The organism is Amycolatopsis sp. NPDC028719, assembly GCF_055565395.1.
Map to the genome: position 1 here is coordinate 314,344 of NZ_JBVHUL010000007.1, position 20,492 is coordinate 334,835.

A 20,492-nucleotide genomic window follows, 5' to 3' on the forward strand; every position below is an offset into this window, starting at 1 on the left:
AGAAGTCCTTTCGGTGGTGCACGGGAAAGTTCAGGCTCGGTCGTGGACGGTGATGGCATAGCCGTCGGGGTCGGTGAAGGTGAACGTTCGCCCGAACGGGCCGTCGAAAGGCGCCACCGTGATCGGGACGCCGCCGCCGGCCAGCCGGTCGTGCAGCGCTTGCGGGTCGTCGGCGCCCAGCCACAGGACGACCCCGGCACCGGGATGGGGTGTGACGGCGTCGAGGTCGACGCCGGGTAGCGCCTCGCGGACGGCGAACGCGGGCGTCGTGGCGAAGACGACGGCGTGCGCAGGAGCGCCCGGCGCCCGCTGCAGCCCGAGCTGGGATACGTAGAAGTCCGCGGCGCGGCCGAGGTCGCGAACCTGCAGGCCGATGAAGTCGGGGCCACTGACGGTCATGCCATCTCCTCCGAGAGTGTGTCAACATGCTGACACGCACATCTTGTGTCAGCATGTTGACATGAGTCAAGAGCAGATTCTTCAGCCGGTCGACGAGTCGGTCGGGTACATGCTGAAGAAGGCGTCCACCGCGCTGCGCTCGGCGATGGATCAGGCGCTGCGGCCGCTGGACCTGACAGTGCCGCAGTACGCGTGCCTCGAGGTGCTGCGACAGCGGCCGGGACTGTCCGGAGCAGAGCTGGCCCGTGCGGTCTTCGTCTCCCGCCAGTCGATGAACCTGGTGCTGAAGGGCTTGGAAGACCGGGGATTGCTGACGCGGCCGCCCGTGTCCGGCCACGGCAAAGCCCTGCCGACGGAGCTGACCTCCGCCGGCCGGGAACGGTTGCTGGCCGCGAGTCAGGTGCTCGGCGTCGTGGAGCACAAGATGCTCGCGGCGTTGGCGCCGGCCGCCCGGCGTCGGCTGTGCGCGGACCTCGCGTCCATCGCGGCCGCACTGGGCGACGAGGCCGGGCCGGGCGGAAGCTAGTGTCGCGCGTCGAAAGTCGTTGACGGCTGCGGGTTCTGGGCGGTGGGTCGCGCGATGACATGAATGAGTCATTCACTGCGTCGGGCGAGGTGAATGGGTCATTCACCGCATCGGCGCGGCCGGGAGTCTGGGCGCGCGGGTTGACTTCGCCGGAAGTCCGGCGAAGGCGAGGATGTCGTCGTAGTAGCCGTCGGCGGGCGCTAGGCACGACGGCGGGACACTGGGGCCTTGAAGCGGGTCAGAGCTTCTTGAGTCGCCGCCGGTTGACCGTCAGGACCTCGTCCGACAGGTCCGGGGCCGCGTCGGCGATCGCCCGGGAGAGGAGCAGTGCGCCGACCATCTGGCTGAACAGTGCCACCGCGCGCTCGCGGGCTTCGGCGGGCGTGAGTTCGGTGCCGGACTGACGGGCGCGGTCGAGCAGCATGTCGGTGATGGTGGCGAAGTAGCCGTCGAGCCCGCGCCGGTATTCGGCCTGGGCGGCGGCGCCGTGGCGGCCGGCGTCGGAGACGAGGGCGGCCGAGGCGCAGCCGATCTCCGGGTGGTCCCGGTGCTCGGCGTTGACGTACTCGTCGATCATGTCGTGCAGGGCCGCGCGCGCCGAGCGGGGGTGCGCTTCCCGGATGGCGTCGAGCGTCTCGAGCGAGTCGGTGAAGCCCTGGTGGAGGACTTCGAGAGCGAGGTCGTCCTTCGAGGCGAAGTGGTTGTAAAACCCGCCGTGCGTCATGCCGGCCGACTTCATCAGCTCCTCGATGCCGATGCCGTCGATGCCGCGCAGCCGGAATCCCGCGCCGGCCGCGTGGACGATCTTCTCGTGGTTGAGCCGCTTCTGCTCCTGCGTGATGCGGGGCACGTCGACCACCTCCCTGGCGAGCTCGCCACCGATGATACTCATCATCAAACCGAGTGTCCACGGAGGAGTCCGGCTTGACAGTTAATGATGACGACTGCAATCATAAATTTTGATGATGGACGTCATCGAAAACTGAGGGGACGGTCATGAACTTCGGAACCATCGGCGCCGGGACGGTCGCGCAGGCGATCGCGGGCCACCTCGTGACGGCCGGCCACCAGGTGACGCTCGCCAACAGCCGCGGCCCGGACACACTGCTCGACGTCGTGACCCGGCTGGGGCCGCTCGCGAGCGCGGGCGCACCCGCGGATGCGGCCGCCGCCGACATGGTCTTCCTCGCCGTGAGGTGGCCACAGGTCGGCGACGCGCTGGCCGGGCTGCCCGAGTGGAACGGCCGCATCCTGGTCGACACCACCAACACCTTCGCCGACCTCGAGGACGGGACGGCGAGCGAGTTCGTCGCCGACCGTGCGCCGGGCGCGCGCGTGGTCAAGGCCTTCAACACCCTCCACGCCCCGTACATCGCCGCCGATCCCCGGCACGCGGAAGGACGGCAGCTGCTGTTCTACGCCGGTGACGACAAGGCCGCCAAGGCGGAGTTCCACGCCGTCGCCGACGCCCTCGGATTCGCGCCGGTCGACGCCGGGACGCTGCGCGAGGGTGGCCGCCTGATGCAGGTCGGCGGCCCGCTCTCGGCACTGCACGCCCTGAAGCAGGACTGAAGCCATGAAAGCCTTGGCCTATGAGAAGGCACACTCGCTCGACGCGTTCGCCATCGAGCTGACCGAAGTCGCCGAACCCCGGCTGCGCGACGGTGACCTGCTGGTCGAAGTCCGGGCGATCGGCATCAACCCGGGCGAAGCCGCGATCCGGCGGACGCGCAGCGCCGAACCCGGCGGACGGGTCGTCCTCGGCTGGGAGTTCGCCGGGGTCGTCGCCGCGGCCGGGCCCACGGCCACCGGGTTCGCTGTCGGGGACCGGGTGCTGGGTACCGGCGACTTCACCCGCGACGGCAGCTGGGCCGAGCGCGTCGCGGTCGACCACCGGGTGGTGGCCAAGATCCCGGACCGGCTCGCGTTCACCGACGCCGCGTCGCTGCCCATCGGTGTCCTCACGGCCTGGGAATCGCTGTTTCGCGACCAGGACGCGCTGCTGCCCGGTGTCGGCCGCGTGCTCGTCGTCGGCGGAGCCGGCGGCGTCGGGTCGATGGCCACGCAACTGCTCAAGGCCGCGACGCCGGCCTTCGTGATCAGCACGGCCTCGCGGCCCGAGTCGCGGGAGTGGGCGACGGCGATGGGTGCCGACCTGGTCGTCGACCACCGCGGCGACCTGGCCGGGCAGCTCCGCACGGCGGGGATCGACCACGTCGACCTGGTGTTCTCGACCTCGGGCACCAGCAGCCACCTGGGGGCGATCGTCGAGGTGCTGCGCCCCTTCGGTCACCTGGCCGCCACCGACCTCACCGGCTCCTTCGACCCGGGGGCCTTCGCGGGCAAGTCGCTGTCGCTGCACAGCGAGATGGTGTTCAGCAAGATCGTGGCCGGCGGTGACGCCGGCAGCCAGGGCCGGATCCTCGCCCGGGCGGTGGACGACGTCGCGGCGGGCCGGCTGCGCCCGATCGTCACCACCACGCTCGAGGGGTTGACCGCCGAGACCATGAAGACGGCGCACACCCTTGCCGAAAGCGGCCGGACCATCGGGAAGACCGTGATCCGGGTAGCCGGCTGAAGCCGGTGAACGCGTTTACTCGACGAAAGGAATTCCCTGACATGACAACGGATCTGCTCGACGGTGAGTACGTCCCCAGTGCCGACGCGACGACCCGCGGTCAGGTCGAGCTCTACGAGCGCACCGACGGCCGCGAAGGCGCGACGATCGAGGGTGGCCCCGTGGTGGTGGTGACCATGCGCGGCGCCCGTTCGGGCAAGCTGCGCAAGGTCGCCCTGATGCGCATCGAGCGTGACGGCGTCTACGCCATCGGCGCGGCGGCCGGCGGCCAGGCTCGCAACCCGAGCTGGTTCCACAACCTCGTGGCGAACCCGACGGTGCAGCTGCAGGACGGTCCCGACCGCCGGCTGATGACCGCCCGGGTGGCCGAAGGTGCGGAGCGCGAGAACTGGCTGGCCTACACCGAAGAGCTCTACCCGTTTTTCGCCGGCCTTCGCGCCCGGGCGATCGAGGCCGGCAACCGCGAGGTGCCGCTGATCCTGCTCGAACCCACCGAGAGCTGACCGGACCCGGCACGGGCGCCCGGGGCGCGCACCCAGGGTGCTGGCAAAGTCGGTCGCCGGCCCGCGCCGGTCGCTGCCGCCTGAGCTTTCGAACGGCGTACTGGTGTCGCCAGATCTCCGAGCCGCCCACGCGGACCTGACTTCGCCGGGACTCCGGGGTTCGGACCCGGGCGCCCGCCGGGAATCGCTTTCGTGGAATCCATTCGTTCCTTTTCGAGTCGGCCGACAGAAGTGAAACTTTCATTTCCGGCTGGACGTCCATTCGAAATCTGTGCTACAACCCGAATACCCTTGAGCAGACTTCCTATGTCGAGGGGTCGAGGATCTCCGCCGAAGGGATTTCGCATGCCCGGGCTCAGCTCTCCGTTCCGGCTCTTGGTGACTGCCGCGCTACTCGTGCTGGCCGTCGGTGGCTCTCCGCCGAGTGCTGCCGCCACGACGACGGCCCAAGCGGCCACGCCGAGCGCCGGGTGCGGCAAGAGTCCCACGCTCACCAGCGGCAAACGCACGATCCAGAGCAACGGCAAGAGCCGCAGCTTCATCCTGAAGATCCCCGACACCTACGACACCAGCACACCGCACCGGCTGGCCTTCGGCTTCCACTGGCTGGGCGGCACCGCCGAGCAGGTCGCCTCGGGCGGGAGCGACGGCTACGCCTGGGCCTACTACGGCATGCAGTCGCAGTCGGGCGACTCCACGATCTTCGTGGCGCCCCAGGGCCTCGACAACGGCTGGGGCAATTCCGGCGGCGAGGACGTGACCTTCACCGACGACCTGGTCCGGCTGATCGAGAACGACCTCTGCGTCGACACGACGCAGCTGTTCTCCGTGGGCTTCAGCTACGGCGGCGCGATGAGCTACGCACTCGCGTGTGCCCGGGCGAACGTCTTCCGCGCGGTCGCGGCGATCGCCGCCCCCGGCGCGATCAGCGGGTGCAGCGGCGGCACCCAGCCCATCGCCTACCTGGGCATCCACGGCGTGTCGGACAACATCGGCGCCGGACGCGGTTTGCGGGACACCTTCGTCCGCAACAACGGCTGCACCCCGCAGAACGCCCCCGAACCCGCGGCGGGCAGCAAAACCCACTACCTCACCGCCTATTCGGGCTGCCGGACCGGCTACCCGGTGGTCTGGGCCCCGTTCGACGGCGGCCACCAGCAGGGCCCGGTGGACGGCTGCACCGGGTGCGAAAGCGGCGCGCGGAGCTGGACGAAGACCGAGATCTGGAAGTTCTTCAGCCAGTTCGGCGGCACCGACCCGAACCCCGCCCCGCCGGTGCAGGCCGGCGTGAACTACTCCCTGGTGGCCGCGCACAGCGGCAAGTCCGCGGACGTCAGCGGGGCGTCCACCGCCGCGGGTGCCGCGCTGGTCCAGTGGGCTCCGCACACCGCGGCGAACCAGCAGTTCGACTTCCTGGCGACGAGCGACGGGTACTACCGGATCCGCGCCCGGCACAGCGGACTCGTCCTGCAGGTCGCGAGCACGGCCTCCGGTGCGGACATCACCCAGCAGCCGGACACCGGCGCGACGACCCAGCAGTGGCGGGTGACCGACCAGGGCGGCGGCGCGGTGAGCCTGCTCAACCGGGCCAGCGGCCTCGCCATGGACGTCTGGGGCGCCTCGACCGCCGACGGGGCCCGGATTTCGCAGTACGCCGCCTCCGGCGGCACCAACCAGCGGTTCCAGCTCCAGCGCGCCTGAGGATCGGAGAACGCAGATGCCCGACCTGACCCGGAGACAGGCGATCCGGCTGGGCGCCGCGGTGGTGCCCCTCGTGTGGACGGCGACGGCGCGGCCCGGCTCGCCCGCGCCCGCGGACGTCCGGGCGGTGAACGACCTCGCGCTGTGGTACGACAAACCGGCCGGCACCGAGTGGCTGCGCGCGCTGCCGATCGGCAACGGCAGGCTGGGCGCCATGGTGTACGGCAACACCGACACCGAACGCCTGCAGCTCAACGAGGACACGGTCTGGGCGGGCGGCCCCCACGACTACAGCAACACCCAGGGCGCGGGGGCGCTGCCGCAGATCCGGCAGCTGGTGTTCTCGAACCAGTGGACGCAGGCGCAGTCCCTGATCGACCAGAAGATGCTCGGCTCCCCGGCCGCCCAGCAGCCGTACCAGCCCGTCGGCACCCTCAGCCTCGCGCTCTCCGGCGGCAGCGCCGCTTCGTACCAGCGCTGGCTCGACCTCACCACGGCCACTACGGTCGTCACCTACGTCGCGAACAACGTGCGGTACCGGCGCGAAGTGTTCGCCAGCGCCGTGGACCAGGTGATCGTCCTGCGGTTGACGGCCGAGACACCCGGCTCGATCTCGTTTTCGGCGTCGCTGGGCACCCCGCAGCGGGCGACGACGTCCAGCCCGAACGGCACCGCCATCGCGCTGGACGGCGTTTCGAGCGACAGCCGGGGCATCGCCGGTTCGGTCCGGTTCCTCGCCCAGGTGAGCGCCACCGCCGAGGGCGGGAGCACCAGCAGTTCCGGTGGCACGCTGCGGGTGTCCGGCGCCAACGCCGTGACGCTGCTGATCTCGGTCGGCACCAGCTACGTCGACTACCGCACGGTGAACGGGGACTATCAGGGCATCGCGCGGTCGAGGCTGGCCGCCGCCCAGGCGCTCTCCTACGACGCGCTGCGCAGCCGGCACGTGGCCGACTACCAGAAGCTGTTCGGGCGGACCACCCTCGACCTCGGCCGCACCGCGGCGGCCGACCAGCCGACCGACGTCCGGATCGCCCAGCACAACAGTGTCAGCGACCCGCAGTTCGCCGCCCTGCTCTTCCAGTTCGGGCGCTACCTGCTGATCTCCTCCTCGCGGCCGGGCACCCAGCCCGCCAACCTGCAGGGCATCTGGAACGACCAGCTGAACCCGTCGTGGGAATCGAAGTACACGCTCAACGCCAACCTGCCGATGAACTACTGGCCGGCCGACGTCACCAACCTCGCCGAGTGCTACGAACCGGTGTTCGCCATGATCTCCGACCTCGCGGTCACCGGAGCCCGCACCGCGCAGGTCGAGTACGGCGCCCGCGGCTGGGTCACCCACCACAACACCGACGGCTGGCGTGGATCCTCCATCGTGGACTTCGCGCAGGCCGGCATGTGGCAGACCGGCGGGGCCTGGCTCGCCACCATGATCTGGGACCACTACCGGTTCACCGGCGACGTCGAGTTCCTGCGCACGCGCTACCCGCTGCTGAAGGGCGCCGCCCAGTTCTTCCTCGACACCCTGGTGACCGAGCCCTCGCTGGGCTACCTGGTCACCAACCCGTCGAACTCGCCCGAGCTGAACCACCACGCGAACGCGTCCGTGTGCGCGGGGCCGACGATGGACATGCAGATCCTCCGAGACCTGTTCGACGGCTGTGCCGGCGCGTGCCAGGTGCTGGGCGTCGACGCCGCCTTCGCCGACCAGGTCAAGGCGGCCCGGCAGCGGCTGGCGCCGATGAAGGTCGGCTCGCGCGGGAACGTCCAGGAATGGCTCTACGACTGGGTGGAGACCGAGCGGACCCACCGGCACATCTCGCACCTGTACGGGCTGTACCCCAGCAACCAGATCAGCAAGCGCGGCACGCCCCAGCTGTTCACCGCGGCCCGCAAGACGCTCGAACTGCGCGGCGACGACGGCACCGGCTGGTCACTGGCCTGGAAGATCAACTACTGGGCCCGGATGGAAGAGGGCGCCAAGGCACACGACCTGCTCCGGCTCCTCGTGCGCACGGACCGGCTGGCGCCCAACATGTTCGACCTGCACCCGCCGTTCCAGATCGACGGCAACTTCGGCGCGACGTCCGGCATCGCCGAACTGCTGCTGCACAGCCACAACGGCGAGCTGCACGTGCTGCCCGCGCTGCCGCCGGCCTGGCCGGCCGGCAGCGTCACGGGCCTGCGCGGCCGCGGCGGCTACACGGTCGGCGCGGCTTGGAGCAGCGGCTCGGCGACGCAGCTGACCATCACGCCGGACCGCGACGGCGACGTCAAGGTCCGCAGCCGGATGTTCACGGCGACCTACGAAGTGCTCGACACCACGAGCGGCGCCAAGGTCCAGCCGGTGACCGTCGAGGCCGATCTGGTCCGCTTCGCGGGCCAAGCGGGCCACACCTACCGCGCCACCGCGCTCGGCGGACCGCCACCGGTGGTGGAACCCGGGGTGAACTACCGGCTCGTCGCCCAGCACAGCGGCAAATCGGCCGACATCAACGGCGGCTCCACCAGTGCCGGGGCGGCGTTGATCCAGTGGCAGGCCACCAGCGGACCGAACCAGCAGTTCGACTTCCTCGCTTCGGACGGCGGTTTCCACCGCATCCGATCCCGCGGCAGCGGTTTGGTCCTCCAGGTCGCGTCCACCGCCACCGGCGCCGACATCACGCAGCAGCCGGACACCGGCGCGACGACCCAGCAGTGGCGGGTGACCGACCAGGGCGGCGGCGTGGTGAGCCTGGTCAACCGCGCGAGCGGCCTCGCGATGGACGTGTGGAGCGCGTCGACCGCCGACGGCGCGCGCATCTCGCAGTGGACCGTGACCGGGGCCGCCAACCAGCTTTTCCAGCTCCAGCGCGGGTGAGGAGGCCGGCCACGCGATCCGGGACACCGTCGACCGGACCCTCGAAGTGCCCCGCCCGGGGCGGGGCTGTCATCGGGAGAGCTGGAGGTCGACGAACCGGGGCCGGTTGTTGTCGATGTTCGCGTAGAGGTCGGCGAGCTTCTCGCTGTTCGTGTTGTACGAGATGACCAGGTGCCCCGGCCGGCTGATCTCCGGGTGCGCGGCGACGTTGTAGGTGTAGCGGCCGTTCCCGGCCTCCGGCGCGGTGTACACCGTCTCGCCGCCGGTGAAGGGACCGGCCGGGGTCCTCGCGTGGTAGGCGTGGATGGTGTCGGTCAGGCCCGAGTCGAACGTCGTCAGCAGGTATTCGCCGCCGACCGGGGTGACGCCGAAGGAACTGCCGACGTTGCCGAGCAGCCGCGCCGACGCCGCCGGGTCGCCCGTCCAGCCGGCCGCGGTGCGGAACTGCCACGGCCCGTCGAGCCGGCCGATCGGGGCGCGGGCGAGGTGCAGGTACTTCGTGAAGCCGTCCCCTTCGACGCCGTAGATGTAGGTCCACGCGCCGTCCCGCATCAGCTCGGTGCCCCACTGGACGCCGCCGGCCGAAGGCACGTCGGTCAGCTTTTCGAGCCGGAACGTGTGCGGGTCGAGGGTCGCGAGCTTCGTGCGCGTCCAGGCGAAGTTGAACGGTGGCGGGTCGTCGGTCGGCTGCTGCTCGAATTCGAGGACGCGCAGCTTGCCACCGTCGACGATGCCGTCGCCGTTCCAGTACCAGTGGTCGTTCGGCACGCCCGGGCTCTGCGGCGTCGGCCCGACGAGCGATCGCGGGTGCTTCGGCGGGCCGGGTGCGATGGTCGTCAGCAGGTGCTTCGCGTCCGATGTGGACAGTACGGCCGAGTTGTGCGTGAACGGCGATGACTCGGGCAGGCTGTCGTCGGCGCGCACCGGTCCGAAGAAGGTGTCGTTGAACAGCCACGCGACCAGTCCGGACGGCAGCGTCGTGGAGTAGGTGCCGTCGCCCGCGGCCCAGCCGACGCCGGATCGGCGGCCGAAGTCCTGCCAGCGCTGGGTGAGCGCGGTGTCGGCCTGCGCGCCGACGATCCGCAGCGGCCGGCCGGCTGCCGCGGCGGGCCCGGCCAGGGCGAGCGAGGCGATGACGGCGGCGCACAGCGCCAAGGTGCGGCGGGCGATCATGAGCCCGGTCCTCTCCGACGAGGCTGACAACGTTGACAACGGCTTCAGTGTCGGGCCGCGTTGTCAGCGTTGTCAACGCATGGAGCAGGACAGAAACGTGGTCAAGAGCGCGTCGGTTTCCGCCTGATTGCCACGAGTCGCCGGTGAATCCGGCAGGCCCGGCCGGCGGGTACGGCATGCCGTACGGGACGGGTGCGGCCTGGCGCTTGGCCGAGGTGAGCCTGACGAGACCGATGACCCCGGCGACGACGCCGCGCCGTTCGCGGAGCTTCAAGATCAGCGCGACGGTCGTGCCGGCGGCTGCGCCCGTGCCGAGTCCCGAGAAGGCGCGGCCGGCCATCAGGAGGCCGCCGGCGCCGGCGAAGGCGGCCAGCAGGACGCCGATGAGCAGGAAGCAGGTCCCGGACGACGGTGCGCCGACGGTAATTTCGCTGCGAAGAACACGCGTTACACGGCCCGTCCGAGCACCCAGGGATCGCTGCGAAGGGTGTCAGCCTGATTTATAGTCCCACCGTGGCGAGGCATTCCGCCGTTCACCTGGCGAACCTGGATCTCAACCTGCTGGTGGTGCTGCGGGAGCTGCTCCGGGAGCGGAACGTCACCCGGGCGGCGGCTCGGCTCGGGGTGTCGCAGCCCGCGGCGAGTGCCGCGCTCGCCCGGTTGCGCCGGCACTTCGGCGACGAACTGCTCGTGCGGTCCGGGAACGGCTATGTGCTGTCCGCGCTCGCCGTTCAGCTGGCCGACCCGGTCGAGGCGGTGTGCACCGGCGCGGAGCGGCTCTTCGGGACCGGTCACGACTTCGACCCCGGTGCGTCCGCCCGCGAGTTCACGCTGTTCATGGCGGACTACACGATCGAGGTGCTGGGCTCGCGGCTGTCCGCGCTGCTCGCGGAGCAGGCGCCGGACGTCCAGCTGCACGTCCGGCTGGTGCGGGAGGCGTTCGCGAGCGACATCGCGGACACGATCCGCTTGATCGACGGGATGGTGGCACCCCCGGCCGGCCGCTTCGAGCTGCCCGACGTGCGCTCGGTCGCCTTGTTCACCGACCGCTGGGTCTGCGTGGTCGACGCGGCGAACGCCGGGGTGGGTGCCGAACTCGGCCTCGAACAGCTCGCCGCCATGCCGTGGGTCGCGCCGTTCCAGCCGGATCGCGGCTTCCCGCCCGCCGCGCCGATGAGCCGTCAGCTCGCGCTCTTCGGCATCCAGCCGAAGATCCGCGTCCGCGTCGAGAGCTACCAGGCCGTACCGCACTTCGTGGCGGGGACCGACCGGGTCGCGCTCCTGCAGGAACGTCTCGCCACGCGCGTCGCCGGACGTCTCGGCCTGCGCGTCCTGCCGTGTCCCGGTGATCCGGAACCGATCGTGGAACGGTTCTGGTGGCACGCCGGCTACGACGGCGACCCGGCCCACCGCTGGCTCCGGACCGTGCTGACCGACCTCGCTCGCGACCTCCGGGTATAACTCCGGCTGATACTCCCGCAGCGCGATTCTCTATTTCCGGGGGCGCGGCACCGCGACCTAGCGTGTGATCCATGCCGCACCCCCTCACCGAGCTGAAGGTCCACACCGTCCGCAAGCCCGCCGGCGCGAGCGCCCACCAGGTCGCCGCCGACGTCTGCGTCGTCGGCGCCGGCATCGCCGGGCTGTCCGCCGCCATCGAGTCCGCCCGGCTCGGCCGCGACGTCGTGCTCGTCGACGCGCTGCCGGTGCTCGGCGGCCAGATGGTCAACTCCCTGATCGGGTTGTTCTGCGGGGTGTTCGGGAACGCCCCGGACTACCGCCAGCTGACGCACGGGATCTTCGACGACATCTTCCGCGACCTGGACGCCACGGGCGACCTCTTCCGGCAGCGACGGCACACGATGACGGTCGGCTACGACGAAGTGGCGCTCGGCCGGTGGGTCGAAGACACCGTGCGGGAGCACGGCATCCGGGTGATCACCGGCGCGGCGATCACCGGCGTCGTGCGCGGCGGCGACCGCATCGACTCGGTCACCTTCGCGACCAGGTACGGCCCGGTCGACGTCGCCGCCACCGGGTTCGTCGACGCGAGCGGGGACGCCTCCCTGGTCTGGGAGGCGGGACTGCCGTGCCGCCTGCCGGAGCGCGAGATCTACGGCTCGCAGCAGCTCGTCGTCGAGCACGTCGCCGAGCAGGCCGCGCCCGAGCCGGACGAGCTGGCCGAGCGCGTCGGCGCCAAAGCCGCCCAGTACGGCCTGCGCCGGCACGACGGGCTCGCCTTCCACTTCCCCGGCCGGGGGACCTCGGTGCTCAACATGACGCACATCGAGGCCCCGCTCGAGCCGATCGCCGCGGCCCAGGCCCAGCTCGAAGGCAAGGCCCAGGCCGATCGGGTGGTGGCGTTCCTGCGGGCGGAGTTCCCCGAGGCGTTCGGGAGCGCCCGCGTCCGGGCTTACGGACTCCCCGGCCGGCGGCAGACGCGCTGGGCGCAGGGAGTGCACCAGCTGACCCTCGACGAAGTGCGGGCCGGCACGCGCTTTCCCGACGCGGTCGCGCGGACCGCGTGGCCGGTGGAACTGCACGACACGGCCGAGGGCTACGTGTGGGAGACGTTCGGGCCCGAGCACGTGCACTACGTCCCGTTGCGCTCGATGACCCCGCCTGACGTCCACAACGTCCTGGTCGCGGGCCGGTGCGTCGACGGTGACGCGGCCGCGCTGTCGAGCGTGCGCGTGATGGGACCGTGCGGGGCGATGGGCATGGCCGCCGCGCACGCCCTGGACCTGGCCGGGAAGGACAGCGTGCACGACGTCGACCACGGCGAGCTGGCCGGCCGGCTGGCCCCCAACCTCGAGAACTGAAGCGGAGGAAACGCGATGGTCCGCAGCGACTTCCCGCCCGGCTCGGTCCGCTGGGCGACCCGCCGCGCGCAGTGGCGCGCACTCGGGCTCACCGACGAAGACCTCCGCAAGCCGAAGATCGCCGTCGTCAACTCTTCGTCGGATCTGGCGATCTGCTTCAGCCACCTCGACGAGATCGCGGCGCGGGTCAAGCAGGGGATCGCGGCCGCCGGCGGACTGGCGTTCGAGGTGCGCACGACCGCGCCGAGCGACTTCATCCACTCGGCCGGGCACGGCGGCGGGTACATCCTCTCGGCGCGGGACCTCATCGTGAACGACATCGAAGTCGGCGTCGAGGGCGCGCAGCTGGACGGCATGGTCTGCCTGGCCAGCTGCGACAAGACCGCACCGGCCCAGCTGATGGCCGCCGGGCGGCTGGACCTCCCGACCCTGCTCGTCGCCTGCGGCTACCAGCCCAGCGGCTGCTTCCGCGGCGGCCACTGCGACATCGAGGACGTCTTCCTCCACGCCTGCGGCAAGTCCACTGTGGACGAGCTGACCGAGATGAGCGACGGCGCCGTCGGCGGCCCCGGCGTTTGTCCCGGCATGGGGACCGCCAACTCGATGCACGTCGTCGCCGAAGCACTCGGCATGGCGCTGCCGGGAACCACCCCCGTCGCGGCGAACTCGCCGTCGATGTGGGCCGCGGCCGACGCCGCCGCGGCGCGCATCGTGCGGATGGTGGAGGAGGACCTGCGCCCCCGCCGGATCATGACGGCCGCCACGTTCGGCAACGCCGTCCGCGTGGCCCTCGCGGTGGGCGCCTCGATCAACACCGTGAAGCACCTGCAGGCGGTGGCCGAAGAGTCCGATGTGGACGTCGACGTCCTCGGCCTCTACGCCGAGCTCGGCGCGGACACCCCGGTGGTGTCCGCGGTCCGGCCGAACGGGCCGCACCTCATCGAGCAGTTCGAGGCCGCGGGCGGCGCGCGGGCGGTGCTGAAACAGCTCGGCGACCTGATCGACCCGGCGCCGATGACCGTCAGCGGCTCCACGGTGGGCGACAACGTCGCCGCGGCCGAGGTCGCGGACCCGGAAATCATCCGCCCGGCCGGCCGGCCGTTCACCACCGAGCCGTTGATCGTGGTCCTCCGTGGGTCGCTGACCCCCGACGGCGGGATCGTCAAGCTCGCGGTCGGCGACGAGCGGCCGGCCGCCTTCACCGGCCCCGCACGGTGTTTCGAAAGCCAGGAGGACGCGGTCGCCGCGCTGGCGGACGGAAGGATCACCGTGGGCGACGTCGTGGTCGTCCGCGGGCTCGGACCGCGGGGCCGGCCCGGCATGGGCATGGCGTCGCAGATCGTCTTCGCCCTCGACCGCGCCGGGCTCACCGGCCAGGTCGCCGTGGTCACCGACGGCCAGCTGTCCGGGCTCGTCAACCGCGGCATCGTCGTCGGCGAGGTCCGTCCCGAAGCCGCCGACGGCGGTCCGCTGTCCCTCGTCCGCGACGGCGACACCGTCCACATCGACCTGCCCGGACGGGTCTGCGAGCTGCGCGTCGAGCCCGGCGAACTCGCCGCGCGAAAGCCGCAGCCCGTCACGGACCACCACGAGACCGGCTGGTTGTCGGTCTACCGGCGCACCGTGCGCCCCCTTGGCCAAGGAGCCGTGCTGCGTCCTTGACACGAGAGCCCCTCCGCACCCCCCGACCAAGGCACCCCCACGACCCGGAGGCCGCAATGGCGCTGCCCGAAGTCCCCCCGTCCACCGTCATCACCGAGGCCGACGAACGGCGCTCCGCCCGCGGCGGCGCGTTCTCGATGTTCGTCGACAGCTTCGACGTCTACCTGCCCGCGCTCGTGCTGCCGGCCGCCATGGCGTACTTCATGCCAGCGAACCTGTCGCCGGAGATCCGCGCGACGTTCACCACGCTGCTGTTCACGGTCGGGCTGCTCGCGCGGCCGATCGGCAGCGTCATCTTCGGCAACCTGTCCGACCGGATCGGCCGCAAGCCCGTGACCATGATCAGCGGCTGGGGCTTCACGATCGTCACCCTGCTCATCGGGCTGCTGCCCGGCTACGCGGTGTGGAACTACGGCGCGATCGCCGTGTTCGCCGTGCTGCGGCTGATCGGCGGGATCTTCCTCGCCGGCGGCTACGCCGCACCGATGCCGCTCGCGCTGGAACAGGCGAAGCCCGCGCGGCGCGGCCGGGTCGGCGGGCTCATCGGCGTCGGCGCACCCGGCTCGTTCCTGGTGATCAACCTGCTCCTGCTCGGCCTGCTCGACGTCCTGCCCCACGGCGGTTTCCTGTCCTGGGGCTGGCGGATCCCGTTCTTCCTCGGGTTCGTGCTCGGCCTGGTGTACCTGTGGCACTACCGCGGCGTGAAGGAAGACGACTCGGTGTTCCGGGGGCGCCGCACGGGGCGGCAGCCCGTGGCGGAGCTGTTCACCACGCACCGCGCGCTGTTCTTCAGCGTCTTCCTGTTCACCTGCGGGTACTGGTTCGCCACCCAGATGTCGGTGTCGTTCCTGCCGACCCTGCTGGTGCAGGTGCTGGACCAGAGCCCGCGGATGTCCTCCACGGTCGAGATCATCAGCTCGGTCCTCACGATCGTCCTGATCCTGGTGCTCGCCGCGGTCGGCCAGCGGATCGGCCGGCGCGCGCTGCTGATGCGCTGGGCGCTGGTGCTCACGTTCGTCGTGGGCGGCGCGTTCGCGGTGCTCGCGGTGGCCGGCCGGGCCGGGGCGCCGACGTGGGTGATCGGGCTGATCGCCGTGGTGGCGAAGGTCCTGCCGTCCGCGCCGCTCGGCGTCATCCTGGTGTACCTCAACGAGCGGTTCCCGGCATCCGTGCGGGCGAGCGGGTACGGCATCGGCTACATGTTCGGGCTGATCCTGCCCGGGCTCTACACCTTCTGGCTGCTGGCGCTCAGCTCGATCATGCCGTACGAGTTCACCCCGATCGCGCTGATCGTCTTCGGCGGCCTGCTGATGTTCGAGGCCGTGCGCCGGGGTCCGGAGACCAACGGCGTCGCCGACCCGGTCCCGGCGGCCGCCCGGCAGGAGGTCGCGCCGTGATCCTCACCGACGACGAAAAGGCCATGCGGGACGGCGCCGACGGGCCCGCGGTCGCGGCGGCCATGGACCTGCTCATCCGCTACGGCGACGCGCTGGGTGCCGAGCACCTGTGCGACACCCGCAACGTCGCCGGGACGAGCACCCAGCCGTCCCCGGTGAAGGCGAAGCTGGTGGCCGAAGGCGGCTGGAACAAGGCGTTCGCGGTGCTCAACCTCGACTGCGACGACGTCGTCGAGATCCCCGACATGCGAGTGCCGACCTGCCAGCTGCAACAGGGCTTCGGCCCGGATTCCGTCGGCGTGGTGCCCTACCCGAAGGAGTTCGTCGAGCTGCAGAGCGACGCCGAAGCGTTCTACGGGCGGCGCGGGGTGAACATCCTCGCCACCTGCACGCCGTACCAGGTCGGCAACCTCCCGGTCCGCGGCGAGCACTGCGCGTGGATGGAGTCGTCCGCGGTCGTGTACGCCAACTCCGTGCTCGGCGCCCGGACCAACTGCGAAGGCGGGACGTCGACCGGCGCGGCGTCGCTGACCGGGAAGATCCCGTGCTGGGGCAACCACCTGCCGGAAAACCGGTTCGGCACGCACCTCGTCGAAGTGGACGCGGGCGTCCGCGACTTCATGGACTGGGGCATGCTCGGCTACTTCGCGGGCGGGCTGGTCCAGGACGAACGCCCGGTGGTCACCGGGGCGTTCCCGCGGCCTGATCTGGTGGACCTGAAGCACTTCGGCGCGGCCGCAGCGTCTTCCGGCGGGGTCGAGCTGTACCACCTGCCGGGGATCACGCCCGAGGCACCGACGGTCGAAGCGGCCTTCGCCGGCCGCCCGCCTTCCGCCGTCCACTATGGACCCCGGGAGCGGCGCGAGGTCTACGAGACGCTGAACGACCAGGGCCGCTCGACCGACGTCGACTTCGTGCTGCTGGGCTGTCCGCACGCGTCGATCGACCAGATCCGCGCCGCCGCCCGCGCCCTGGACGGCAAGCGGCTGCACTCGGGCACGCAGTTGTGGATCATGACGCCCCGGGCACTCAAGGCGGTCGCGGACCGCAGCGGCTACACGGCCGTGATCGAGGCGGCGGGCGGGCGACTGCTCGCGGACTCGTGCCCGGCCATGTCCCGCGTCGCGCCGCCGGGCACCCGCGTCTTCGCCACCGACTCGGCGAAACAGGCGCACTACCTGCCCGCGATCCTCGGGATCGAGGCGTGGTTCGGCTCCCTGGAGGACTGCGTGGACGCCGCGGTCACCGGGCGCTGGCGAGGTGACCTGCGATGACGGTCCTGCGCGGCCGGACGATCGTCCCCGGCGTCGTCGAGGGTGAAGCGCTGGTGTCGCACGAGACGATCTCGGGCTGGGGCGGCATCGACCCGGCCACCGGGACGATCATCGAGCGCCGCCACGAACTGCACGGGGTGTGCTTCACCGGAAAGATCCTCGTCTTCCCCGGGGCGAAGGGATCGTCGGGCTGGTCGGGGTTCTTCCAGTCGACCCGCCTGCTGGGCACGGCGCCGCTGGGCATGATCTTCACGGTGGTGACGACGAAGGTGGCACTGGGCGCGGTGGTGACCCGGGTGCCCGCGCTGAGCGACCTCGACCACGACCCGGTCGAGGTGATCCACACCGGCGACCGCCTCCGCCTCGACGCCGACCACGGCCTCGTGGAGATCCTTTAGTGCGCCCATGATCGGCAGCCGAGCGCTTGACTGTCTTGTGCGCTTCGAGCGAGACGGGGGAGTTCGCGGCGAGCACCGCGACCGGCCGGTCGCCCCGCGCGGCCTGAGCCCGGTCGCGGTAGGCCGTCGGCGTGGCCTGGCCGACGTGCTCACGGGGCGCTCCTCTCCAGCCGGGCGAACCGGCTGCGGTGGAAGACCAGCGGGCCCACGGCGGGCTCGGCGTCGGCGCCGCGGACGCCGAGGGTGGCGATCAGATGGTCGCCCGCCTCGAATTCGGTGTCCAGCGTGCACACGAACCGGGTGGGGCCACCGAGGACGTGCACGGCGCCCTCCGGGGTCGCCGCGGTGGCCAGTCCCGCGAACCGGTCGCCGTCGCGGGCGGCCAATGCGCGGGCGGCCGCTTCGTGGCCGTCGGCGAGCACACTGATCCCCAGTGCGGGCAGCGTGCGCAGAACCTTCCAGGTCCGCGAAGCCCGTTGCACGCAGATCGCGACCAGCGGCGGATCGAGCGATACCGGGACGAAGGTGCTTACGGCCATGCCGACCCGGACGTCGCCGTCGACCCCGCAGACCGCGACCACCCCGCTCGGGCAGGTGCCGAACGCGTGCCGCAGCGCCTTCTGGTCGAGTCCGCCGATCGTGATCATGGTCGTGTCCTCTCCGGGGTCCGTGCGGTGAGCCGCCGCCGGATCGCGAGCAGCTCGCGCGGTGCGTCGAACGCGGTGGCGCCCACCAGCTCGCCGCCGTCGTGGTGCAGGAACAGGCCGTCCCGGCTGGTCGTGGTGGTGGCCGCGTCGCCGCGCCCGACGTGCTGGATCCGCACGCCGTGCTGGTCGGACCAGACGTCGCCGGAGGTGGTGAATTCCGTGGCCGGGCGGGTGCCGGTCAGCGCGCGGGCGACCCAGGAGGCCTGTTCGCGGGCGGCGGTCCAGTGCTCCGTACGCGTTTCGCGGCCCGTGACCGGGTCGAGCCGGCGGGCGCAGTCGCCGATCGCCCAGACCGCGTCGGCGACCGCGAAGTCCGGCCCGCACCGAATGCCGCCGAGAACGTCGAGCCCCGATCCTTCGAGCCACCCGGTGGCCGGGACGGTGCCGACGCCGACCACGACGATGTCGGCGTCGAGGCGGGTGCCGTCGGCGAGTTCGACGGCCTCGACCCGGTCACCGCCGCGGGCCGCGGTCACGCCACGCCCGCACAGCACCCGCACGCCGTGGTCGCGGTGCAGCGCCGTGACCCGGTCGGAGACCGGTGCAGGCAGCACCCGGGCCAGGACCCGGGGCGCCGCTTCGACGATCGTGACGTCGAGGCCGAGTGCGCGCGCCGAGGCGGCGACCTCGCCGCCGACGAACCCGCCGCCGACCACGACGAGCCGGGAGCCGCGGGCGAGGTCGGCTCGCAGGGCCAGTGCGTCCTCGCGGGTGCGCAGGTAGTGCACCCCGGCCCGGCCGTCCAGCCCCGGGATCCGGCGGGGCCGGGCCCCGGTGGCGAGGACGAGCGGGCCGAACCGGAGCGGGCCGCCGGTGGTGGCCAGCCGCCGGTCGGCGAGGTCGAGGCCGGTCGCGGTGTGTCCCGGCCGGTGGTCGACGCCGAGGTCGCGCAGCGCGCCGGGCGGGAGCAGGGCCGGTGCCGGTGCCGAGGTGGTCAGCATTTCCTTCGACAGCGCCGGTTTGTCGTAGGGCAGCCACGGTTCCCGGTCGAGGAGGACGATGTCCTCGTCGAACCCGTGGGTGCGGAGTGCCTGGGCGGCCCGGACTCCCGCGACCGACGCGCCGACGATGACCGCCGGCGCGGTCATCGGGCGGAGAGCCGGATCGCCCGGGCCGGGCAGTCCGCCTCGGCTTCGCGGAGGGCGGCGTCGTCGCCCGCCACCGGGTGGCCGTCCCGGACGACGGCGAGAGCGGTGTCCTCGTCGAGGTCGAAGACGTCGGGCGCCGCGACGACGCAGTTCCCGTAGCCGCTGCAGAGCGTCGTGTCCACGTCGACGTGGTAGGTCATCGCGGCCTCACCCCTTCTCGAAGCGCACGGGCAGGGCGGCGGGCCCGAAGTGGGAGCCGCCGCGAAGGCCGGTCCAGGTCGCCGCGCCGTCCCGCCGCAGCGGCGGGTAGCCGGCCAAAGTCGTCAGCAGGATCGCCAGTTCGGTGCGGGCCAACGCCGCGCCGAGGCACTGGTGGATGCCCCAGCCGAAGCCCAGGTGGCCGCGGGCGTCGCGGCCGGGGTCGAAGCGGTCGGGGTCGGGGAACCGGTCCGGATCCCGGTTGGCGGCGGCGAGCGAGGCCAGCACGGCGTCGCCTTCGGCCAGCCGGGTCCCGCCGAGCTCGGCCGGGCACGTGGTCCGCCGGGCCGCACCCTGCGCGGGGCTGCGCAGCCGCAGCATCTCCTCGACGTACCGGGGCGCGAGGGCCGGGTCCTGCCGCAGCCGCTCTTGGTGCTCGGGGTGTTCGACCAGCAGGTGGACCAGTGAGCTCGCGGAGTTCATCGTCGTCTCGTGCCCGGCGACCGCGAACGTCGCGAGGATGCCGGCCTGCTCGCCGGCGGTGATCGGGTGGCCGTCGGCTTCGGCGTCGAGCAGGGCCGTGATGAAGTCGTCCGGCCGGGCCGCGCGGTGTTCGGCGAGCTCGTGGTGCATGAGCTCGTGGATGTCCCGGTCCACGGCCGCGAAGTCGACGCGGTCGTCGTCGGCGGCGATGCTGTCCCACATCCGCTCGGTGAGCTCCCGGAACCGCTCGACGGTGTCCGCCGAGAACCCGACGACCTCGGTCAGCACCCGCAGCGGCAGCGGCAGGGCGACCTCGCGGACGAAGTCCCCGCCGCCGCGGGCGGCGAAACCGGCGACGAGGTCGGTGACGGTCCGCTCCAGGAACGGCTTGAGCCGCCGGACCCGGCCGGGGGAGAGCGCCTCTGTCATCAGGCGGCGGTAGGCGGTGTGCACCGGGGGGTCGAAGTCGATGGGGATGGCGCGCTGGGTCCCGTTGACCGGCAGGCGGTGCCCGGACGCGGAGGAGTAGGTGGCCGGGTCCCGCAGCACTTCGCGGACGTCGTCGAACCGGGTGACCAGCCAGAACCCGCCGCGCCGCTCCGAGCGGACGACCCGGTTCGCGGCGCGCGCGGCGGTGTAGGCGCTCCACACCGTCGGCTCGGTCAGGGCGGGGTCGTACGGGTCGAAGTCGAGCGTCGGTGGATGAGCGTGCGACACGGC

General features: G+C 71.8%; 19 protein-coding genes. 12 read left to right on the forward strand and 7 right to left on the reverse strand.

Annotated elements, in window-relative coordinates:
• Positions 1–30 precede the first annotated feature (30 nt).
• Positions 31–399 carry a VOC family protein gene (locus ACZ4TR_RS32150; RefSeq protein WP_465291250.1) on the reverse strand — a complete coding sequence of 123 codons (369 nt, stop codon included), beginning with the start codon at positions 397–399 and terminating at the stop codon, positions 31–33.
• 61 nt (positions 400–460) lie between these two features.
• Between ACZ4TR_RS32150 and ACZ4TR_RS32155 the strand changes: the two genes are divergently transcribed.
• Positions 461–925 carry a MarR family winged helix-turn-helix transcriptional regulator gene (locus tag ACZ4TR_RS32155; RefSeq protein WP_465291252.1) on the forward strand — a complete coding sequence of 155 codons (465 nt, stop codon included), beginning with the start codon at positions 461–463 and terminating at the stop codon, positions 923–925.
• Between the two features lie 238 nt (positions 926–1,163).
• Here the strand turns inward: ACZ4TR_RS32155 and ACZ4TR_RS32160 are convergent, their stop codons facing one another.
• Positions 1,164–1,820, reverse strand: coding sequence for a TetR/AcrR family transcriptional regulator (locus ACZ4TR_RS32160; RefSeq protein ID WP_465291254.1), 657 nt, complete (start codon positions 1,818–1,820; stop codon positions 1,164–1,166).
• Positions 1,821–1,921: 101 nt separating this feature from the next.
• On the opposite strand from ACZ4TR_RS32160, the gene ACZ4TR_RS32165 reads away from it, so the two are divergent.
• The 5 genes from ACZ4TR_RS32165 to ACZ4TR_RS32185 all read left to right on the forward strand — a co-directional run bounded on the left by ACZ4TR_RS32165 (position 1,922) and on the right by ACZ4TR_RS32185 (position 8,570).
• Entirely contained in the window at positions 1,922–2,497 is a 576-nt protein-coding gene (locus ACZ4TR_RS32165; RefSeq protein WP_465291256.1) for an NADPH-dependent F420 reductase, read from the forward strand.
• A 4-nt stretch (positions 2,498–2,501) separates the two neighbouring features.
• Positions 2,502–3,503 (forward strand): zinc-binding dehydrogenase, encoded by a 1,002-nt coding sequence (locus ACZ4TR_RS32170; RefSeq protein WP_465291258.1) that lies wholly within the window; start codon positions 2,502–2,504, stop codon positions 3,501–3,503.
• 41 nt (positions 3,504–3,544) lie between these two features.
• On the forward strand, positions 3,545–4,006 hold the full coding sequence (locus ACZ4TR_RS32175) for a nitroreductase/quinone reductase family protein (RefSeq protein WP_465291260.1): 462 nt from the start codon (positions 3,545–3,547) through the stop codon (positions 4,004–4,006).
• Between the two features lie 345 nt (positions 4,007–4,351).
• On the forward strand, positions 4,352–5,707 hold the full coding sequence (locus tag ACZ4TR_RS32180; protein ID WP_465291262.1) for an RICIN domain-containing protein: 1,356 nt from the start codon (positions 4,352–4,354) through the stop codon (positions 5,705–5,707).
• A gap of 16 nt (positions 5,708–5,723) precedes the next feature.
• Complete coding sequence (locus ACZ4TR_RS32185) at positions 5,724–8,570, forward strand: glycosyl hydrolase family 95 catalytic domain-containing protein (RefSeq protein WP_465291264.1); 2,847 nt, start codon at positions 5,724–5,726, stop codon at positions 8,568–8,570.
• A 69-nt stretch (positions 8,571–8,639) separates the two neighbouring features.
• Here the strand turns inward: ACZ4TR_RS32185 and ACZ4TR_RS32190 are convergent, their stop codons facing one another.
• Entirely contained in the window at positions 8,640–9,743 is a 1,104-nt protein-coding gene (locus tag ACZ4TR_RS32190; protein ID WP_465291266.1) for a DUF5005 domain-containing protein, read from the reverse strand.
• A gap of 513 nt (positions 9,744–10,256) precedes the next feature.
• Between ACZ4TR_RS32190 and ACZ4TR_RS32195 the strand changes: the two genes are divergently transcribed.
• From ACZ4TR_RS32195 to ACZ4TR_RS32220, 6 genes are all read left to right on the forward strand, one after another.
• Complete coding sequence (locus tag ACZ4TR_RS32195; RefSeq protein WP_465291268.1) at positions 10,257–11,204, forward strand: LysR substrate-binding domain-containing protein; 948 nt, start codon at positions 10,257–10,259, stop codon at positions 11,202–11,204.
• 71 nt (positions 11,205–11,275) lie between these two features.
• Complete coding sequence (locus ACZ4TR_RS32200) at positions 11,276–12,565, forward strand: FAD-dependent oxidoreductase (RefSeq protein WP_465291270.1); 1,290 nt, start codon at positions 11,276–11,278, stop codon at positions 12,563–12,565.
• A gap of 15 nt (positions 12,566–12,580) precedes the next feature.
• Positions 12,581–14,227, forward strand: a complete 1,647-nt coding sequence (ilvD, locus tag ACZ4TR_RS32205; protein WP_465291272.1) for a dihydroxy-acid dehydratase — start codon at positions 12,581–12,583, stop codon at positions 14,225–14,227.
• A 56-nt stretch (positions 14,228–14,283) separates the two neighbouring features.
• Entirely contained in the window at positions 14,284–15,624 is a 1,341-nt protein-coding gene (locus ACZ4TR_RS32210) for an MFS transporter (protein WP_364513681.1), read from the forward strand.
• The gene (locus ACZ4TR_RS32215; protein ID WP_465291274.1) at positions 15,621–16,898 is read left to right on the forward strand and encodes an aconitase X; all 1,278 of its coding nucleotides are present in this window, start codon (positions 15,621–15,623) and stop codon (positions 16,896–16,898) included. Before ACZ4TR_RS32210 ends, ACZ4TR_RS32215 begins: the two co-directional genes overlap by 4 nt.
• A complete protein-coding gene (locus ACZ4TR_RS32220) occupies positions 16,895–17,296 on the forward strand; it encodes an aconitase X swivel domain-containing protein (protein WP_465291276.1) in 402 nt (133 codons plus the stop codon). The genes ACZ4TR_RS32215 and ACZ4TR_RS32220 overlap by 4 nt, the downstream gene beginning before the upstream one ends.
• Before the next feature lie 149 nt (positions 17,297–17,445).
• Here the strand turns inward: ACZ4TR_RS32220 and ACZ4TR_RS32225 are convergent, their stop codons facing one another.
• From ACZ4TR_RS32225 to ACZ4TR_RS32240, 4 genes are read right to left on the reverse strand one after another with little or no spacing between them, the layout of a single operon-like run.
• Positions 17,446–17,943, reverse strand: a complete 498-nt coding sequence (locus tag ACZ4TR_RS32225) for a flavin reductase family protein (RefSeq protein ID WP_465291278.1) — start codon at positions 17,941–17,943, stop codon at positions 17,446–17,448.
• Entirely contained in the window at positions 17,940–19,091 is a 1,152-nt protein-coding gene (locus ACZ4TR_RS32230) for an NAD(P)/FAD-dependent oxidoreductase (protein WP_465291280.1), read from the reverse strand. The genes ACZ4TR_RS32225 and ACZ4TR_RS32230 overlap by 4 nt, the downstream gene beginning before the upstream one ends.
• A complete protein-coding gene (locus tag ACZ4TR_RS32235; RefSeq protein WP_465291282.1) occupies positions 19,088–19,291 on the reverse strand; it encodes a ferredoxin in 204 nt (67 codons plus the stop codon). Before ACZ4TR_RS32235 ends, ACZ4TR_RS32230 begins: the two co-directional genes overlap by 4 nt.
• Positions 19,292–19,298: 7 nt before the next feature.
• Positions 19,299–20,489: a cytochrome P450 gene (locus ACZ4TR_RS32240; RefSeq protein WP_465291284.1), complete on the reverse strand. Its 1,191-nt coding sequence runs from the start codon at positions 20,487–20,489 to the stop codon at positions 19,299–19,301.
• Between the last annotated feature and the right edge of the window lie 3 nt (positions 20,490–20,492).

Coding starts and splice junctions, on each gene's coding strand:
- ACZ4TR_RS32200 (WP_465291270.1), top strand. CDS start 11,276: ATGCCGCACCCCCTCACCGAGCTGAAGGTCCACACCGTCCGCAAGCCC.
- ACZ4TR_RS32175 (WP_465291260.1), top strand. CDS start 3,545: ATGACAACGGATCTGCTCGACGGTGAGTACGTCCCCAGTGCCGACGCG.
- ACZ4TR_RS32170 (WP_465291258.1), top strand. CDS start 2,502: ATGAAAGCCTTGGCCTATGAGAAGGCACACTCGCTCGACGCGTTCGCC.
- ACZ4TR_RS32155 (WP_465291252.1), top strand. CDS start 461: ATGAGTCAAGAGCAGATTCTTCAGCCGGTCGACGAGTCGGTCGGGTAC.
- ilvD (WP_465291272.1), top strand. CDS start 12,581: ATGGTCCGCAGCGACTTCCCGCCCGGCTCGGTCCGCTGGGCGACCCGC.
- ACZ4TR_RS32230 (WP_465291280.1), bottom strand. CDS start 19,091: ATGACCGCGCCGGCGGTCATCGTCGGCGCGTCGGTCGCGGGAGTCCGG.
- ACZ4TR_RS32185 (WP_465291264.1), top strand. CDS start 5,724: ATGCCCGACCTGACCCGGAGACAGGCGATCCGGCTGGGCGCCGCGGTG.
- ACZ4TR_RS32165 (WP_465291256.1), top strand. CDS start 1,922: ATGAACTTCGGAACCATCGGCGCCGGGACGGTCGCGCAGGCGATCGCG.
- ACZ4TR_RS32190 (WP_465291266.1), bottom strand. CDS start 9,743: ATGATCGCCCGCCGCACCTTGGCGCTGTGCGCCGCCGTCATCGCCTCG.
- ACZ4TR_RS32225 (WP_465291278.1), bottom strand. CDS start 17,943: ATGATCACGATCGGCGGACTCGACCAGAAGGCGCTGCGGCACGCGTTC.
- ACZ4TR_RS32220 (WP_465291276.1), top strand. CDS start 16,895: ATGACGGTCCTGCGCGGCCGGACGATCGTCCCCGGCGTCGTCGAGGGT.
- ACZ4TR_RS32160 (WP_465291254.1), bottom strand. CDS start 1,820: ATGATGAGTATCATCGGTGGCGAGCTCGCCAGGGAGGTGGTCGACGTG.
- ACZ4TR_RS32210 (WP_364513681.1), top strand. CDS start 14,284: ATGGCGCTGCCCGAAGTCCCCCCGTCCACCGTCATCACCGAGGCCGAC.
- ACZ4TR_RS32235 (WP_465291282.1), bottom strand. CDS start 19,291: ATGACCTACCACGTCGACGTGGACACGACGCTCTGCAGCGGCTACGGG.
- ACZ4TR_RS32150 (WP_465291250.1), bottom strand. CDS start 399: ATGACCGTCAGTGGCCCCGACTTCATCGGCCTGCAGGTTCGCGACCTC.
- ACZ4TR_RS32180 (WP_465291262.1), top strand. CDS start 4,352: ATGCCCGGGCTCAGCTCTCCGTTCCGGCTCTTGGTGACTGCCGCGCTA.